This is a genomic window from Haloarcula sp. Atlit-120R, from assembly GCF_003665885.1.
Lineage (GTDB): Archaea > Halobacteriota > Halobacteria > Halobacteriales > Haloarculaceae > Haloarcula > Haloarcula taiwanensis.
Window position 1 is genome coordinate 758,596 of record NZ_QPLN01000002.1, and the last position, 15,972, is coordinate 774,567.

Consider the following 15,972-nt stretch of genomic DNA (forward strand, 5'->3'; position numbering starts at 1 on the left):
CCGGCCGTCACTACGAGTGACCAGCCACCGGTGAGTACCCGGTTTCGAGCGGCTGCCCGCCAACAGCTATCACAGAACGTTTATTATTCGGGACGAACTGCATTCGGGTGTGATGACCGCGGCTGCTGGACAACAGGTTCGAACCCCCGCCAGCACCGCGACCGCTATTCTCGGCGTGCGTATTGTAGGGGCACTATAGCCCCTCTCTTCACCTTTTCACCCCCGGCCGAATCGATTCGTCATACCACCACAGAGTCATCAGTCATGCACGCAGCACACACATCACCGCGGTATCGACCCCGAACACGAACAGACGGAGGGCTAACACGATGAGCGAACGCGCATCCGTCCCCAAGGAAGAGGACGACACGGAGCCAGAAACCGAACCGGAACCGGTCACAACGGGCGCACAATCGGTCATCCGTGCGCTTGAAAACGCCGGGACAGACTACGTCTTCGGCGTTCAGGGCGGCGCGATCATGCCCGTCTACGACGCGCTGTACGACTCAGACATCAACCACGTCACGATGGCCCACGAACAGGGGGCCTCACACGCGGCAGACGCGTACGGCATCGTCACCGGCGACCCCGGCGTCTGTTTCGCCACGTCCGGGCCCGGCGCGACGAACCTCGTGACCGGCATCGCCGACGCCAACATGGATTCGGACCCGGTCATCGCACTGACCGGCCAGGTCCCGACGGAGTTCGTCGGCAACGACGCCTTCCAGGAGACGGACACGGTCGGCATCACCCAGCCCATCACGAAGGAGAGCTACTTCGCCGCCGACTCCGATACAGTCGGCGACGATGTCAGCGAAGCGTTTGCGCTTGCCGATGCCGGCCGGCAGGGACCGACGCTGGTCGACCTTCCGAAGGACGTGACCCAGGGCGAGACCGAGGTCGAACCCGGTGTCCCCGAGACCCCGGACACATACGACGTGCCCGAGGAAGCCGACGACGAAAACGTTCAGGAAGCCGCAGAGGCACTGGCCGCTGCCGACCGCCCGGTCATCCTCTCGGGCGGCGGCGTCATCAAGGCGAACGCGTCGAGCGCGCTCCGTGAGTTCGCCACGGAGTACGAGATTCCGGTCATCACGACGATGCCCGGTATCGGCTCCTTCCCCGAAGACCACGAACTCTCACTGGAGTGGGCCGGGATGCACGGCACCGGCTACGCCAACATGGCGATTAGCAACACCGACTGCATGCTGGCTATCGGGACGCGCTTCGACGACCGCCTGACCGGGGGCGTCGACTCCTTCGCCCCCGACGCGGAGGTCATCCACGTCGACATCGACCCCGCCGAAATCAGCAAAAACGTCTACGCTGACTACCCACTCATCGGGGACGCCCGGAACGTGCTGCGGCAGCTGTTCGATGCGATGCCGCGCGCACCGGACGCCGACGAGTGGCGCGACCAGTGCCAGACCTGGAAAGACGAGTACCCGATGGAGTACGACACGCCCGACGACGAGCCGTTGAAGCCGCAGTACGTCGTCGAGCGCTTCTCGGACGTGACTCCTGACGACACCATCGTCTGTACCGGCGTCGGCCAGCACCAGATGTGGGCCTCCCAGTTCTGGGAGTACACCGAACCCCGCACGTGGGTGTCTTCCCATGGTCTCGGGACGATGGGGTACGGCGTGCCCGCCGCTATCGGCGCGAAACTCGCCGCCCCGGACCAGGAGGTCGTCTGCTTCGACGGCGACGGCTCGTTCCTGATGACTGTCCAGGGCCTTTCCGTCGCCGTTCGAGAGCAACTGGACATCACCTACGTCGTCCTCAACAATGAGGCGGTCGGGATGGTCCGGCAGTGGCAGGACGGCTTCTACGAGGGCCGCCGGATGGCCTCGGAGTACCCGTGGATTCCGCAGTTCGACAAGCTCGCTGAGGCCTTCGGCGCACGCGGGTTCACGCTCGAATCCTACGAGAACGTCGAGGAGACGATACAGGAAGCACGCGACTACGACGGCCCGAGCGTCATCGACGCCCATATCGACCCCGGGGAGAACGTCTTCCCGATGGTCCCCAGCGGCGGTGACAACGGCCTGTTCGCGCTCAACGAAGACCATCTGGACATGATCTAACAATGACTGGAGGAATGCCAGGCCCCGCGCCGGACGAACGGATGCGCCCGAAGGGCCGACGCAACACGCAGGGAATCCGCGTCGACCCCGAGGCCGAAGTGACACACGAACCGCGCCAGGCGGTGCTGTCCGCGCTGGTCAAACACCGACCGGGCGTGCTGTCGGAGGTGTCGGCGCTGTTCAGCCGGCGGCAGTTCAACATCGAAAGTCTCACCGTCGGGCCAACAGTCGACGAGGACACAGCCCGGATGACGATCCTCATCGAGGAGCCGGACCCGGGGATCGACCAGGCGAAAAAGCAACTGCGGAAGCTCGTTCCCGTCATCTCGGTCAGGGAACTCGAAGGCGAGGCCGTCCGCCGGGAGCTCGCGCTGGTGAAAGTCAGCGGCGAGAAGCCCGACGACGTCAACGCCGTCGCCGACATGTACAACGGGCAGGCCGTCGACGCGTCGACCGACTCTGTCACCGTCGAGATTACGGGCAGCAAGCAGAAGATCGACGCCGCCATCGAGGCGTTCAAGCAGTTCGACGTGCAGGAGATTGTGCGAACCGGGGCCGCCGCACTGGAACGCGGCCCGAAAACATTAGAGAAAGATGTCTGACGAACTTACCACAACAGTCTATTACGACGAGGACGCTGACGTATCGACTATCGACGACGAGACCGTAGCCGTGCTGGGATACGGGTCGCAGGGCCACGCCCACGCGCTGAACCTCCACGAGTCCGGCGTAGACGTAATCGTCGGTCTCCGGGAGGATTCGTCTTCCTGGGCCGACGCCGAGGCCGCCGGCCTCCGGGTCGAGACCCCCGACGTGGCCGCCGGTGAGGCAGACCGCGTCGTGATGCTCGTCCCCGACACGATTCAGCCGGCCGTGTACGAGGCCATCGAGGACGAACTCGACGCCGGCGACACGCTCCAGTTCGCCCACGGCTTCAACATCCACTACGGCCAGATCGAACCGCCGGAGGACGTGGACGTGACGATGGTCGCGCCGAAGTCCCCCGGTCACCTCGTGCGCCGGACCTACGAGCGCGGCGAGGGAACGCCGGGTCTCATCGCAGTGTATCAGGACGCGACCGGCAACGCCAAGGAGGAGTCCCTGGCCTACGCCAAGGGCATCGGCTGCACTCGCGCCGGGGTCATCGAGACGTCCTTCCAGGAGGAGGTCGAGACGGACCTCTTCGGCGAGCAGGCCGTCCTCTGTGGCGGCGTCACCGAGATGGTCAAGGCCGGCTTCGAGACGCTGGTCGATGCCGGCTACGCCCCGGAGATGGCCTACTTCGAGTGTCTGAACGAACTCAAGCTCATTGTCGACCTGATGTACGAGGGCGGCCACATGGGCATGTGGAACTCCGTCTCCGACACCGCCGAGTACGGTGGGTTGACCCGCGGCGAGGAAGTCATCGACCGCGAGGGTATGGAGAAGATTCTCGAAGAGGTCCAGAACGGCGAGTTCGCTCGCGAGTGGATCAACGAGAACCAGGCCAACCGACCCGCCTACAAGCAGTATCGCGACGCAGAACAGAACCACCAGATCGAAGCCGTCGGCGAGAACCTGCGCGAACTGTTCGCGTGGGGCGAGGACGCCGACGCAGAGAAGACAGAAGCTCCAGCAGATGACTAACGAACGCACGGATACGACGGACGGCGAACAGAGCGAATCGCGCACAACGATGGGCAGCATCGAGCACACCCACCCCGAGACGAACGGGACCTTCGGCGCGGTGTTCCGCCGCGGCCCGGTTGTGGCTGCCGACGGCGGCGAACGCGATGCGGAGGAGGAGACTGACGAGACGATGGAAGACATCGACCACGAAGCTCCCGACGAGGGTGTCACCCGCGCGTACGAGCGCGGAACTGAAGGACGGGACGAGACAGTATGAGTTCGGGAACGCTGTACGACAAGGTATGGGACCAGCACAAGGTCACAACCCTGCCGAACGGTCAGGACCAACTGTTCGTCGGGCTGCACCTCATTCATGAGGTCACCAGCCCGCAGGCCTTTGGTATGCTCAAAGAGCGCGGCCTCGAAGTCGCGCGCCCGGACCTGACCCACGCGACAGTTGACCACATCGTCCCAACCGCGAACCAGGACCGGCCCTACAGCGACGACGCGGCCGAGACGATGATGGCCGAACTCGAAGAGAACGTCCGCGACGCCGGCATCCAGTTTTCCGACCCGACGACGGGCGATCAGGGGATCGTCCACGTCATCGGCCCGGAGCAGGGCATCACCCAGCCCGGCAAGACTATCGTCTGTGGCGACAGCCACACATCGACTCATGGTGCCTTCGGTGCGCTCGCCTTTGGTATCGGGACCAGCCAGATTCGGGACGTGCTGGCCACCCAGACCATCGCGATGGAGAAACAGAAGGTCCGCAAGATAGAGGTCTCCGGCGAACTCGACGAGGGCGTCGAGGCCAAGGACATCATCCTCGAAATCATCCGCCGGCTCGGCACCGAGGGTGGCGTCGGCTACGTCTACGAGTACGCCGGCGAGACCATCGAGAACCTCGACATGGAGGGGCGGATGTCCATCTGTAACATGTCCATCGAGGGCGGCGCTCGCGCGGGCTACGTCAACCCCGACGAGACCACCTACGAGTGGCTGGAGCAGACGGACTACTTCCAGGAGCACCCCGAGAAGTTCGCGGAACTCAAGCCGTACTGGGAGTCCATCCGCTCGGACGACGACGCCGAATACGACGACGTCGTCGAAATCGACGCCAGCGAACTGGACCCGGTCGTCACCTGGGGAACCACACCCGGCCAGGGCATCGGCATCGACGACCCGATTCCGGAACCCGAGTCGCTGGCCGACGACAAGGTCGACACCGCCCGCCGCGCTCAGGAGCACATGCGCGTCGAGCCCGGCGAGACCATGGAAGGCTACGACATTGACGTGGCCTTCCTCGGCTCCTGTACGAACGCTCGACTCCCCGACCTGCGACGCGCGGCTCGCATCGTCAAGGGCCGAGAAGTCGCCGACGACGTGCGCGCGTTCGTCGTCCCCGGCAGCCAGCGCGTCCAGCGCGCCGCCGAGGAAGAAGGGCTCAAGGACATCTTTGAGAAGGCCGGCTTCGAGTGGCGAAACGCCGGCTGTTCGATGTGCCTGGGCATGAACGAGGACCAACTGGAGGGCGACGAGGCCTGTGCCTCTTCCTCCAACCGGAACTTCGTCGGTCGGCAGGGCAGCAAGGACGGCCGCACGGTCCTGATGAACCCCCGGATGGTGGCCGCCGCGGCCATCACTGGCGAGGTCTCTGACGTGCGCGAACTGAAGGAGGTGAATTTAGCGTGAGCGACCCCACTGAGGACATCCCGTCGGTCGATTACGTCGAGGGTTCCGGCATCCCGATTCGCGGGAACGACATCGACACGGATCAGATCATCCCGGCGCGGTTCATGAAGGTCGTCACCTTCGACGGGCTGGGCGAGTTCGCCTTCTTCGACCTGCGGTTCGACGACGAGGACAACGAGAAGGACCACCCGTTCAACGAGGAGCGGTTTCAGGACTCGAACGTGATGGTCGTCAACAACAACTTCGGCTGTGGCTCCTCCCGCGAACACGCGCCACAGGCCCTGATGCGTTGGGGCATCGACGCCATCATCGGCGAGGGCTTCGCAGAGATTTTCGCCGGGAACTGTCTCGCGCTCGGCATCCCGACGGTCACCGCCGACCACGAGACGATCAACGCGCTCCAGCAGTGGGTTGATGACAACCCCGACGGCGAGATTGAGGTTGACGTGCGAGCGGAGACTGTCACCTACGGCGACAACGAGATCAACGTCAGCGTTGACCGCGCCCAGCGCGAGGCGCTCGTCGAGGGCAACTGGGACACGACGGCGCTGATGAAGGCTAACAAGAACGCTATCGAGGAGACAGCCTCGCAGTTGCCGTACCTCGATCAGACGCGGTCGGATATCGAAGCGGACGATTGACGCGAGGTCACTTTGTGACCTCGGTTTGTGCGGACGGCAGAGCCGTGCGCGCAGTGCGCTCATTTTGAAGCGCCGATATCCAGATCGCGGAGGGCAGCTACTACCGTCGGCCTCTGTCGATTTCTCCCTTGGAGATGGCAAGACCAATAGCTGTGCGGGGCGCGTTCTTCCCGCATGGATCAGATTCGGGAGATACACATCGCGCCGCTGGGACACGAACGCGACCGGGTCACCGAGCCGATTCACCAGCACAACGCTGACGACGTATACCTCCTCACGGCGACGCCGGAGCTGTCACGGTTGACACCGTATCAGCAAGCACTTATCGAAGAACTGGACGCCGACGGTGTCAGCGTCGAACTACGACAAACAGATTTACACGACCTGTATGATGTGCTGGCCGAGGTCACGACACTGACCGCCGACCATCCCGAGGACATCGTACGCGTCAACGTCTCTACAGGACCCAAGGTGGCAGCTATCGGGAGCGCAATCGCATGTATGGCCACAGCGGCGACGGCCTACTACGTCCACCCAGAAGAACACGTCCCACCGATTTCAGCGAAGCCTCTCACACGCGGGATGGACCGCGCGGAGGTCCTCCCCTCGTACCCCATCGAAGCCATTTCCCGTGACCAGGTCGCAGTGCTGGACTATCTCACGCGGACAAATACAGACAAGTACACGGCAAAGAAATCGGACCTCATCGGGTTCGCTGAGGACGCCCGGCTTTCGTTCATCGACGATGCGGACCCGGCAAACGAGAAAGCGAAGTTCGCGCTGTTGAACGCCAACATCGTCGACCCGCTGGTCGAAGACGGCTACATTGAGGTCAACGATGTCGGTCGGACGAAGCAGGTGGAACTGACCGAGACCGGAGAGAACGTCCTCCACGCGTTCCGACACAAGCTCTGAGCTTCTGTTGTCTCGATTGTCATACCATCTAAAATACAACCCAACGCTTTCGTGGTTTCACACGATACCTGCATACAGTTGGGAGACGCCCGCATGGACCACTTCTCGATAGATAACATCAGAGTGCTCCACGTTGACGACGATTCCGGCTTCGCCGATATCGTCTCGGAGTTCCTCGAACGGGAAGACGACGCGTTCTCCGTTGAGACCGCGACGAGCGTTGATGACGCGCTGACAGTGCTTCAGGACGCCCGGGTCGATTGCGTCGTCAGTGACTACGATATGCCGCAAAAGGACGGGCTGGACTTTCTCGAACTGGTCAGAGACGACTATCCCGGACTCCCGTTTCTCCTGTTTACCGGCAAGGGCTCGGAAGAAATCGCAAGCCGAGCGATTTCGGCCGGGGTCACCGATTACCTCCAGAAGGGGACCGGGACAGAGCAGTACACCGTGCTGGCAAACCGGGTCAGGAACGCGGTCCGGAGCAGTCGAGCCGAAACCGCGGTGCGGCGCACGGAAGACAGATACCACAATCTCGTCGACACTGCACCGATCCCGATCCTCCTCTTTGATCATAACTGGGAAGCTCTGTACGCTAACGAGGCGGCCGTCGCATTTCTCGATGCGGATTCCTTCACCGAGATTGCTGGGAAGAAGGCGAGCGACTTTCTCCACCCCGACGACCGGGAGGCGGCTAGAAAGCGGTTCCAGCGGCTGATGCGTGAGGACATCTCGGTTCCGGAACGGGAGTACCGCGTGGTGACCGTCGAAGGAGAGACGAAGACAGCGACAGTTGCCACCGCACCCGGCTACTACCGCGGTGAGAAGGTCGCGCAGGCGATGCTGTACCGATAGCTGGCGGGCGGTTGCGAGGACCGTATTCGTAGATGACTCTGGTAGTCTGTCTCAGTCCATGGCGTACACCAGTAGCACAGATTGTATTGTTAGTATACATAGTATCAACTGTGTTCGTAGTATTGAGATAGAACATACATAGCCACCATCGCTACGAACAGTTGCGCACGGGTCGCCAGCGCTCACCCCTGATTCGCTTCGGCCCTCCACACGCTCACGTCGTCCGCTGGTCACCCGTGCCATTCCCCTGAGCGTGTCCACTGTTCGTCGTTTTCTTCGCTGCCGCGCCGATAGCGCGAACCGGTCACTCGCATGTGGTGCACCGGCGATTCGCGGGAGACGGTCGGAACCGAACCACTTTCACCGGGCGGCTACGTCCCTCCCGCCATGACACACGAGATAGCCGTTATTCCCGGCGATGGAATCGGACAGGAGGTCACACCCGCTGCGGTGGAAGTGCTGGAGGCCATCGATACCGTCGACTTCGACTTTGTTGAGGGCGAGGCCGGCGACGCAGTGAAGGAAGCAACCGGCGAGGCGCTCCCGCAGGAGACGCGTGACTTGGCGGCTGACGCCGACGCGACGCTGTTCGGCGCGGCCGGTGAGACGGCGGCCGACGTAATCTTGCCGCTCCGGCAGGTTGTCGGCTCGTTCGCCAACGTCCGCCCAGCCCGTTCGTATCCTGGTCTAGACGCCGTCCAGCCCGACACCGACATCGTGTTCATCCGGGAGAATACCGAGGGCGTCTACAAGGGCATCGAGAGCGAAATCGCCGACGGCGTCACCACCTGCACGCGTGTCATCACTGAGGACGCCTCGGAGAAAATCGCCGAGTACGGCTTCAGCTACGCGAAGCAAAACGACTACGACGATGTGACTATCGCCCACAAGGCCAACGTCATGCGCACCACCGACGGCCTGTTCCTCGATGCGGCCTCGGCGGTCGGCGACGACCGGGGGGCGTCCTACGACACCGCGCTGATGGACGCGCTGGCGATGCACCTCGTGATGAACCCTCAGGACTACGGCGTCGTCATCTGTCCGAACCTCGCCGGCGACATGCTGTCGGACCTTGCTGCGGGCCTCGTCGGCGGCCTCGGCCTGCTGCCGTCGGCCAACATCGGCGAGGAGAACGCGCTGTTCGAGCCGGTTCACGGCTCCGCGCCCGATATCGCTGGTGAGAGCATCGCTAACCCGTCAGCGATGATTCTCTCCGCAGCGATGTTGCTCGACCACCTCGGCTACGACGAACAGGGCGATGCAGTCCGAACGGCTGTCGAGTCCGTGCTCGACTCAGGCCCTCGAACGCCGGATCTGGGCGGCGACGCGTCTACTGCGGACGTAACCGCCGCGGTTATCGACGAACTGTAAGCAGTTTTCTCGCGTTCTATCTGGGCAGAAACAAGCACGGTCCAATAGAAAGAGGTAAAACCGAAGCGAAACAATCACGCCCGAAAGAATGCTCCCGGCCGAGCGAAAGCGCACTATCGTCCAGTTGGTGACAGAGCGAGACGGCTGTTCAGTGTCGGAGCTGGCCGCGGAACTGGAGTTCTCGAAGGCGACGATACGCCGCGACCTCCGGGATTTGGAATCCGAAGGCCGGATCGAGCGATCCCACGGCGGCGCGGTACCGGCGTCCTCTGTCGGCACCGAACGACCCTACGGCCAGCGTGAGGTCGACCACTACGCCGAGAAACAAGCGATTGCGGAGCGAGCCGCGCAGGAGGTCCGGGAGGGACAGGTCGTCTGTTTCGACGCGGGTTCGACGACAATGGAAGTGGCCCGTGCGGTTCCGGACAGTGATTATGTCGCGGCGACGAACATGCCGGACCTCGCGACAGAACTGGCCGAACGGGACGTTGACGCCAAACTCACCGGTGGCAGTCTGCGGCCCCGAACCCGCGCGCTCGTCGGCCCGACGGCCGAGCGCGCCATCGAGCGGATGAACTTCGACCTGCTGTTCCTGGGGACCAACGCCCTCGACAGCGCCGCCGGGCTGTCGACGCCAAACGAGGACGAGGCGGCCGTCAAGGAACTGATGGTCGAACGCGCCCGCAGGGTCGTGCTGGTCGCCGACGCGTCGAAGTTCGGCGACCGGAGCTTCGTCAGTTTCGCCGACCTGGACCAGGTCGATTTGCTCGTCACCGACGCCAGCCCGTCGGGGGCACTCGCCACAGCGCTCGCAGACGCCGACGTGCCCGTTGAGGAGGTCAGCACATGATTGTCACCGTCACCTACAACCCTGCAGTCGACCAGACAGTCCAGTTCGAGGAACAGATGGCCCCCGACCGCGTCATGCGGGCCGACAGCGCGCAGTTTGACGCGGGCGGGAAGGGTATCAACGCCGCGCAACTGCTCACCGCGATGGACCGGCCCTGCGTCGCGACGGGACTGCTGGGCGGGTTCACCGGCTCGTTCATCCGGGAGACGCTGCAGGGCGACGGCGTCGAGACGGCCTTCGTCGACGTAGACGGGATAACCCGGCTCAACACCACCGCCATCGCGGCCGCGGAGGAGTACAAACTGAACCAGGCCGGGCCGACCGTCGAGGAGGCTGTCGCCGACTCGCTGCTCGAACGGGTGCGAGCGCAGTCTCCCGACCGCGTGCTCGTCGGTGGGAGCCTGCCGCCGGGGCTGTCCCCCGAGGCCATCGACCGCATCGCGGCCGGCGGCGACTGGGAGACCGTCGTCGACACCGGCGGCGACGTGCTCCGGGCCCTCGACGCCCAGTACGGGCTCTGCAAGCCCAACCGCGCCGAACTCGGCGACGCGACCGGGGCCGACGTGTCCACCGTCGAGGGGTGTGCGGACGCGGCGGACACGTTCCGTGAGCGGGGCTTCGACCGCGTGCTGGCCTCACTCGGCCCGGACGGCGCGGTCCTCGTCGGCGACGCGGGCCGTCTGTACGCCGAGGCGCTCGACGTCGACGTCGTCGACACCGTCGGGGCCGGCGACGCGCTCCTCTCGGGCGTCCTGAGCGCCTGGGAGGCCGGCGCGGACGACGAGACGGCGCTCCGGACCGGCGTGGCCGTCTCCGCGCAGGTCGTCCAGCGGGCCGGAACGGCCGTCCCCGACCTAGCGGATATCGACTCGCTCCGAGACGGTGTGACGGTACGGCGGCTCTAAGACGGGGCTTCGCGCAGAAATAGAACTCCAAGCGGGGCGCTCAGAACTTCTCGAGGTAGTCGTCGACGAACGCGCGCACGTCGGCCAGCGACGGCTGGTCGGCGGTCCGAACAAAGTAGCCGGCGACGGCGTTGCCGACGACGACGGCGGCGGCGGACGGGAGGCCGGCGATGCGGGCGAGGCCGAGCCCGGCGTTGAAGTGGTCGCCGGAGCTGGTCGTCAGTTCCGGGTCAGAGACGGCGGGGACGGCCACGCTGTCGGTGCCCGTCTCCGAGACGACGACGGAGCGTTCGACGCCGTGGCCGACGAACCAGGTCGGCGCGAGCGCGTCGTACACCGCCTCGGCGTCCTCGGCGAACGAGCGCTCCCCTTCCCCTGCGTAGGCGTCGGCGAGCACGCCCGTCTCGGCGCGGTTCGAGGTGACCACCACGTCGGTCACCTCGTCCAGTCGGCCGATGGCCTCGCGGCCGGCCCGCAGGCGGTCGGCGTCGAGTTTGCGCACGTCGCCAGGGTCGACCAGCACCGTCCCCGGCGGGTCGTCGATGTCGCCCCAGAGGTCGCGCAGACCGTCGAAGACCGTCGGCAGGTCCGGCGTCTCCGACCAGTAGCCGGTCCCTAACAGGCTCGCGCCGTCCAGCGTCTCAGCCAGTCGGTCGTGGCCGAAGGCCGCGTCGAGTTCGGCCCAGTCCAGCGTCATCGTGTCGCCGATTTCGGTGAGCATGAGCTTCCCGTCGTCGAACTCGACGGCGTCGGTGACGCCGGGTTCGCCAAGCGAGTGGAGTTCGTAGTCGCCGAACTCCGACTCGAAGGCCTCGTGGACCGGGTCGCCGTACATCCCGACCATCACCGGGTCGAACGACCAGCCGCCGAAGGCCCGCGCGAGGTGGCTGGTGTGGCCGCCGGTGCGGTTGCCCTGCTGGAGCCACTCGAAAGAGAGGGAACTATCGGCAGCGACGGAGCGGTCGATACGGTCGCCAAAGCCTTCCAGCGTGGCGAGGCGCTCGTGGCTCTCGGGGTCGATGCGGTCGGCGACGACCTCCCGGACGCGGTCGAGGTAGCCGTCGAAGCCGAAGACGACCCGGCCGGTGTCGATAGTGTCGGGGAGCGCGTCGCTGTAAGGCAACGCCTCGTCCGCCGCGGCGACGGCTCGGCGCGTCTCCTCGTCCATGGCCTACAGGACGTCGTCGGCGGTCGCGTCCTCGAAGATGACGCCTTCGAGCTTGTCGAGGATGTCGTAGGGGTCGTCGCGCTGCCAGACGTTGCGGCCGACGGCGAGGCCGGCGACGCCGACGTCCATGCAGTCCTCGACGAGTTCGAGGAAGTCGCGGTCGGAAGTCTTCGACCCGCCGGAGAGCAGGACGCGGTTGTCGGCCGCCGAGCGGACGGCGTGGGCCATCGCTTCCTTGTCGCGGGGGTATTTCACCTTCGTGAAGTCAGCGCCCAGTTCCAGCCCGATACGGGCCGCGTAGGCGATGGTCGAGGGACTGCGGTGCTCCTTGATGGCCTGTCCGCGTGGGTACGACCACATGGCGATGGGCAGGTCGTGGTCGCGGGCGTTTTCCTGCACCGGGCGGAAGTCCTCGAACATGTCGGTCTCGCGGTTGACGCCCGGATAAATGGTGTAGCCGACGGCGTCGGCACCGAGTTCGGCGGCGTACTCGACCGACCAGTTCTGGGGCGAGTACGGGTCACCCATCCAGAGGTCCGAGCCGCCGTTGAGCTTCGCCAGCAGGTTCACGTCGTCCTCGTAGCTCGGGTAGTACGTTTCGGCGAGGCCCTTCCCGACAGCTAGCGCCGTCACGGCGTCGTGGGTCGCCATCTCGAACACCTCACGCGGGTCGAGGCGCTCCTCGACGCCGCTGAACTGCTTGGGACCGTGTTCCAGTCCGTGGTCGTGGGCCAGCACGAGCGTCTTGTCGTTCCGTACAAGCGGTGAGTCACCCAGTGGTCGCATGTGTCGTGTTTCTACCGAGAACGACCATTAACCGTTTTCGGTTCTGATTTGTTACTACTGTTCGCGTTTGTTTTTGATTGTGGGCGGGAATTAAGTGTGTTCCACTGAAAGGTTCAGATATGCCATCCGTGGAACTGGATGCCGAGACAGTGGAGCGCCTCGATGACCTTCGCGTCGAGGACGAGTCGTACGACGACATCGTGACGGAACTTATCAACATCTACGAGGCCGAGGAGCTAACACTGTTTCACAGCGGCGACTAACCCTGTGCCTGCTCGCAGACAGACTTCCAGCGCCCGTTCGACTCCAGTTTCTCCTGTAGTTGCTCAGCGTACGCCTGTGCGAGCCGGGCCGCCTCTTCTTTCTGTTGCTTGTCCCCGCCACCGGACCCGCCCAGTCCAAGCGCGTCCTTGACGCCAGAGAGGAGGCCGCCGCCCGAATTCCCGGACTGGTCGCCCCCGGGACCGGCCATCGGTCCCTGGTTGGCGACCCGTTCCATCTCCGGCATGACGCTGGAGAGTTTCGACGTATCGGCGACGATTCGAGCGGCGTCCGGGTCCTCCGGGTTCTCGATCTCGAACTCGACGGCAGTCATCACCAGCCCCCACTGCTGGCTGGAGAACGACGACGCTTTGACCTGTTCGTTGAACTGCTGGTCGACCGTCATCCGTTCGCCGGCGATGCGGTCGGTCCAGTCTGAGTCACTCATGGACTGGTGTTTGCGGGCCGACGGTATGAGCGTTTCCCGCTCCGTGTGGTGGTCTACGATAAGGCGTACCGCTTCTGGAGCGACTCCCGGGCCTTCGAGTGACGCCACTACCCTGCCTTGTTATTTTCAAAACGGTTCCAATATGTTAAGTTAGCCCACGATATACTTGCATCTCAATGACTACTGAGTTTGGGACAGGGCAGGCGACGGGAGACTCGGGCGATGCCGCAGCGATGGACGCCATACGGGATGCCATGGCCGGTATATCGGCCAGCGAACCGGACTTCTGTCAGATTTTCTGCTCTCCGAGGTACGATTACGAGGCGGTGCTGTGGGGTGCTCGGAGTGTTGTCGGTTCGGACACCGAAATCGTGGGCTGTTCGTCCTCCGGAGAGTTCACTGAATCCGGTTCGGGGAACGGAACTGTCACAGTCGGTGTCGTCTCGTCGGACTCGATGCGGTTCTTTTCCAGCCTGTCGACCGAACTGAGCGCTGACCCCGAACGCTGTCTGTTCGAAGCCGTCCATGACCTCCCTGCGAGCGAGGACGCCACTGTCGAGGGGTATCCGCATCGGACGGTCATCAATCTCCACGACGGCATGGCCGGAATCGGAAACAAAGTCACTCGGCTCACCGAGCAGTACCTCGACGACGAGGAGACGCCGGTTGTCGGCGGGTCTGCGGGTGACGACCTCCAGTTACAGCAGACCCACGTCTTCCGGAACGACCGCGTCGAGACGGACGCCGTCGTCCTCGCGCTCATTGCCTCAGAGGACCCGCTTCCCGTGACAGTCAACCACGGCCACGAACCGATCTCCGAGGCGATGACGGTAACCCGAGCAGAGGGCAGCACCGTGTACGAACTCGACGGCAGGCCCGCGTTCGAGGCCTGGCGGGACGCGATTCGGGAGGATGCGATGGAGACGTACGACATCGATGTCGACGAGTTGGAAGCAGGGTCCGAGGACCTCGTCATGTTGCTCGGCCGCTACGAACTCGGTATCGAATCGGAACCTGATGCCGACGCGGACGGACTCGCCTCACGAATCAAGACCTTCATCGAGAGCAAACTCATCTCGACGACGGGATACAACATCCGATGGCCGGGCCATACAACCGACACCGATGGGCCGCTGGATTTCGCCGTCGCTGTCTCCGAGGGGACGGAAGTGCGGGTGACACATAGCAACAAATCCGACCAGGTGTATGCGGTCCGGAACGCCGCCACCAACGCCGCCAATGAACTCCGCGGTGGAAATGTCGCGGGCGGATTCGTCTACGATTGCGCCTGCCGGGCGATGATTCTCGGCGACGACTTCGACGACGCCGTCGAGACGATTCACAGCGCTATCGACGCGCCCTTCGCCGGCTTCGAAACCTACGGCGAAGTCTGCTCGGCCGACGAGGACTACACCGGCTATCACAACACGTCCTCGGTTATCCTGCTGTTCCCGGAGTAACGACGACGGGGCTGCTACCAGCGAAAATAACCCCGGCCCTTGCCCGCTCAGACGCCGGACTCGATAGTGATTTCTGCGTGTAGCTCGTCCTGCAGCGCCGAGTGGACGTGGCAGATGTCCTCGGCGAGTTCAACGATGTCCTGTTCCTCGTCTGCGAGTGACTCCTCGACCTCGACATGGAAGTCGATATACTCTAGGTCGTCATCCTCGTCGAGACCTGCGGCGACTTCGACGTCGACGCTGCCGATGTCTTCGTGGCCGTACTTGTCGGCGGCGACGCGCAGCGCCGGGATGTAACAGGAGGCGTAGTCGGCGGCCAGAACCTCGTTCGGCGACGGGCCGTTCTCGCTCAGCGCGTCGACGATAAGCTCCCATTCGCCGTTGATGACGCTTTCGACTGTGTATCCTTCCTCGCACGTACTCTCGATTTCAATATCTGCCATAGCAATTCTGTGGACACGGCCCTGACCCTAAACATTTCCTGCATGGCGTTTCTACCGGCGAGGCACTGCCGAAAGGTAATACACCTCCAGTCCCTACAAACGACCAATGGAACACCTCGCACCGTCGAACGTGCCGGTGTATGCTACGCGGGACCACCAGCGCGAGATCTGGGAGCGCTGTCGGGACCGGGGCCACCCGGTCCTCGCCGTCCGAGACGCGACGCGGGGATTCATCGTTCGATACGACCTCCAGCATCTGTCATACGAACTCTCGGACGCTACCGTTCAGGAACTCCGGGACCGCGTCCGGTCCCGCCGACCGTATCCGACGACGACGGACCCGATCTCGGAGACGGAGGGCGTCGGCGGCGAAGCCGGCCCGGTGTCCGGTGAACTCCACGCGGACAGCGAACAGGCCGCCAGAGAACTGGCCTCGCACATTTCTGGCTTCGTGCTCGACCGCTCGAACTGGCGGTAGT

At 64.0% G+C, this 15,972-nt stretch carries 18 protein-coding genes; 14 read left to right on the plus strand and 4 right to left on the minus strand.

What is annotated here, in order from left to right:
* Positions 1 to 329 precede the first annotated feature (329 nt).
* The 11 genes from ilvB (at position 330) to pfkB (ending at position 10,927) form a co-directional block, all read left to right on the plus strand.
* Positions 330 to 2,087, plus strand: coding sequence for a biosynthetic-type acetolactate synthase large subunit (gene ilvB, locus DVK01_RS11190; protein ID WP_121510895.1), 1,758 nt, complete (start codon positions 330 to 332; stop codon positions 2,085 to 2,087).
* A 14-nt stretch (positions 2,088 to 2,101) separates the two neighbouring features.
* Positions 2,102 to 2,689 carry an acetolactate synthase small subunit gene (gene ilvN / locus DVK01_RS11195; RefSeq protein ID WP_101349704.1) on the plus strand — a complete coding sequence of 196 codons (588 nt, stop codon included), beginning with the start codon at positions 2,102 to 2,104 and terminating at the stop codon, positions 2,687 to 2,689.
* Positions 2,682 to 3,713, plus strand: coding sequence for a ketol-acid reductoisomerase (gene ilvC / locus DVK01_RS11200; protein WP_121536701.1), 1,032 nt, complete (start codon positions 2,682 to 2,684; stop codon positions 3,711 to 3,713). The genes ilvN and ilvC overlap by 8 nt, the downstream gene beginning before the upstream one ends.
* Positions 3,706 to 3,972: a hypothetical protein gene (locus DVK01_RS11205; protein ID WP_101349706.1), complete on the plus strand. Its 267-nt coding sequence runs from the start codon at positions 3,706 to 3,708 to the stop codon at positions 3,970 to 3,972. Before ilvC ends, DVK01_RS11205 begins: the two co-directional genes overlap by 8 nt.
* Positions 3,969 to 5,390, plus strand: coding sequence for a 3-isopropylmalate dehydratase large subunit (gene leuC / locus DVK01_RS11210; protein ID WP_121536703.1), 1,422 nt, complete (start codon positions 3,969 to 3,971; stop codon positions 5,388 to 5,390). The genes DVK01_RS11205 and leuC overlap by 4 nt, the downstream gene beginning before the upstream one ends.
* Positions 5,387 to 6,031 carry a 3-isopropylmalate dehydratase small subunit gene (gene leuD, locus DVK01_RS11215; protein ID WP_101349708.1) on the plus strand — a complete coding sequence of 215 codons (645 nt, stop codon included), beginning with the start codon at positions 5,387 to 5,389 and terminating at the stop codon, positions 6,029 to 6,031. The genes leuC and leuD overlap by 4 nt, the downstream gene beginning before the upstream one ends.
* 174 nt (positions 6,032 to 6,205) lie before the next feature.
* The gene (locus tag DVK01_RS11220) at positions 6,206 to 6,946 is read left to right on the plus strand and encodes a DUF6293 family protein (RefSeq protein ID WP_101349709.1); all 741 of its coding nucleotides are present in this window, start codon (positions 6,206 to 6,208) and stop codon (positions 6,944 to 6,946) included.
* Between the two features lie 93 nt (positions 6,947 to 7,039).
* Positions 7,040 to 7,801 (plus strand): response regulator, encoded by a 762-nt coding sequence (locus tag DVK01_RS11225; protein WP_101349710.1) that lies wholly within the window; start codon positions 7,040 to 7,042, stop codon positions 7,799 to 7,801.
* 387 nt (positions 7,802 to 8,188) lie between these two features.
* On the plus strand, positions 8,189 to 9,172 hold the full coding sequence (locus DVK01_RS11230; protein WP_121536705.1) for an isocitrate/isopropylmalate dehydrogenase family protein: 984 nt from the start codon (positions 8,189 to 8,191) through the stop codon (positions 9,170 to 9,172).
* Between the two features lie 88 nt (positions 9,173 to 9,260).
* Positions 9,261 to 10,022 (plus strand): HTH-type transcriptional regulator GlpR, encoded by a 762-nt coding sequence (gene glpR, locus DVK01_RS11235; RefSeq protein WP_101349712.1) that lies wholly within the window; start codon positions 9,261 to 9,263, stop codon positions 10,020 to 10,022.
* Positions 10,019 to 10,927: a 1-phosphofructokinase gene (pfkB, locus tag DVK01_RS11240; RefSeq protein ID WP_101349713.1), complete on the plus strand. Its 909-nt coding sequence runs from the start codon at positions 10,019 to 10,021 to the stop codon at positions 10,925 to 10,927. Before glpR ends, pfkB begins: the two co-directional genes overlap by 4 nt.
* A gap of 40 nt (positions 10,928 to 10,967) precedes the next feature.
* On the opposite strand, the gene DVK01_RS11245 is transcribed toward pfkB, so the two are convergent.
* Both DVK01_RS11245 and DVK01_RS11250 read right to left on the minus strand, forming a co-directional pair.
* Positions 10,968 to 12,095, minus strand: a complete 1,128-nt coding sequence (locus tag DVK01_RS11245; protein WP_121536707.1) for a hypothetical protein — start codon at positions 12,093 to 12,095, stop codon at positions 10,968 to 10,970.
* 3 nt (positions 12,096 to 12,098) lie between these two features.
* Positions 12,099 to 12,881 (minus strand): class I fructose-bisphosphate aldolase, encoded by a 783-nt coding sequence (locus DVK01_RS11250; RefSeq protein ID WP_101349715.1) that lies wholly within the window; start codon positions 12,879 to 12,881, stop codon positions 12,099 to 12,101.
* 119 nt (positions 12,882 to 13,000) lie between these two features.
* Here DVK01_RS11250 and DVK01_RS22230 point away from each other — a divergent pair, with 119 nt between their 5' ends.
* On the plus strand, positions 13,001 to 13,144 hold the full coding sequence (locus DVK01_RS22230; RefSeq protein ID WP_170083691.1) for a hypothetical protein: 144 nt from the start codon (positions 13,001 to 13,003) through the stop codon (positions 13,142 to 13,144).
* On the opposite strand, the gene DVK01_RS11255 is transcribed toward DVK01_RS22230, so the two are convergent.
* Entirely contained in the window at positions 13,141 to 13,590 is a 450-nt protein-coding gene (locus DVK01_RS11255; RefSeq protein ID WP_121536852.1) for a DUF5799 family protein, read from the minus strand. The genes DVK01_RS22230 and DVK01_RS11255 overlap by 4 nt on opposite strands.
* Before the next feature lie 176 nt (positions 13,591 to 13,766).
* Between DVK01_RS11255 and DVK01_RS11260 the strand changes: the two genes are divergently transcribed.
* The gene (locus tag DVK01_RS11260; protein ID WP_121536709.1) at positions 13,767 to 15,050 is read left to right on the plus strand and encodes an FIST signal transduction protein; all 1,284 of its coding nucleotides are present in this window, start codon (positions 13,767 to 13,769) and stop codon (positions 15,048 to 15,050) included.
* Between the two features lie 47 nt (positions 15,051 to 15,097).
* Here the strand turns inward: DVK01_RS11260 and DVK01_RS11265 are convergent, their stop codons facing one another.
* Entirely contained in the window at positions 15,098 to 15,493 is a 396-nt protein-coding gene (locus DVK01_RS11265; RefSeq protein ID WP_121536711.1) for an OsmC family protein, read from the minus strand.
* Positions 15,494 to 15,599: 106 nt separating this feature from the next.
* Between DVK01_RS11265 and DVK01_RS11270 the strand changes: the two genes are divergently transcribed.
* Positions 15,600 to 15,971 (plus strand): hypothetical protein, encoded by a 372-nt coding sequence (locus tag DVK01_RS11270; RefSeq protein ID WP_121536713.1) that lies wholly within the window; start codon positions 15,600 to 15,602, stop codon positions 15,969 to 15,971.
* Position 15,972: the final 1 nt, after the last annotated feature.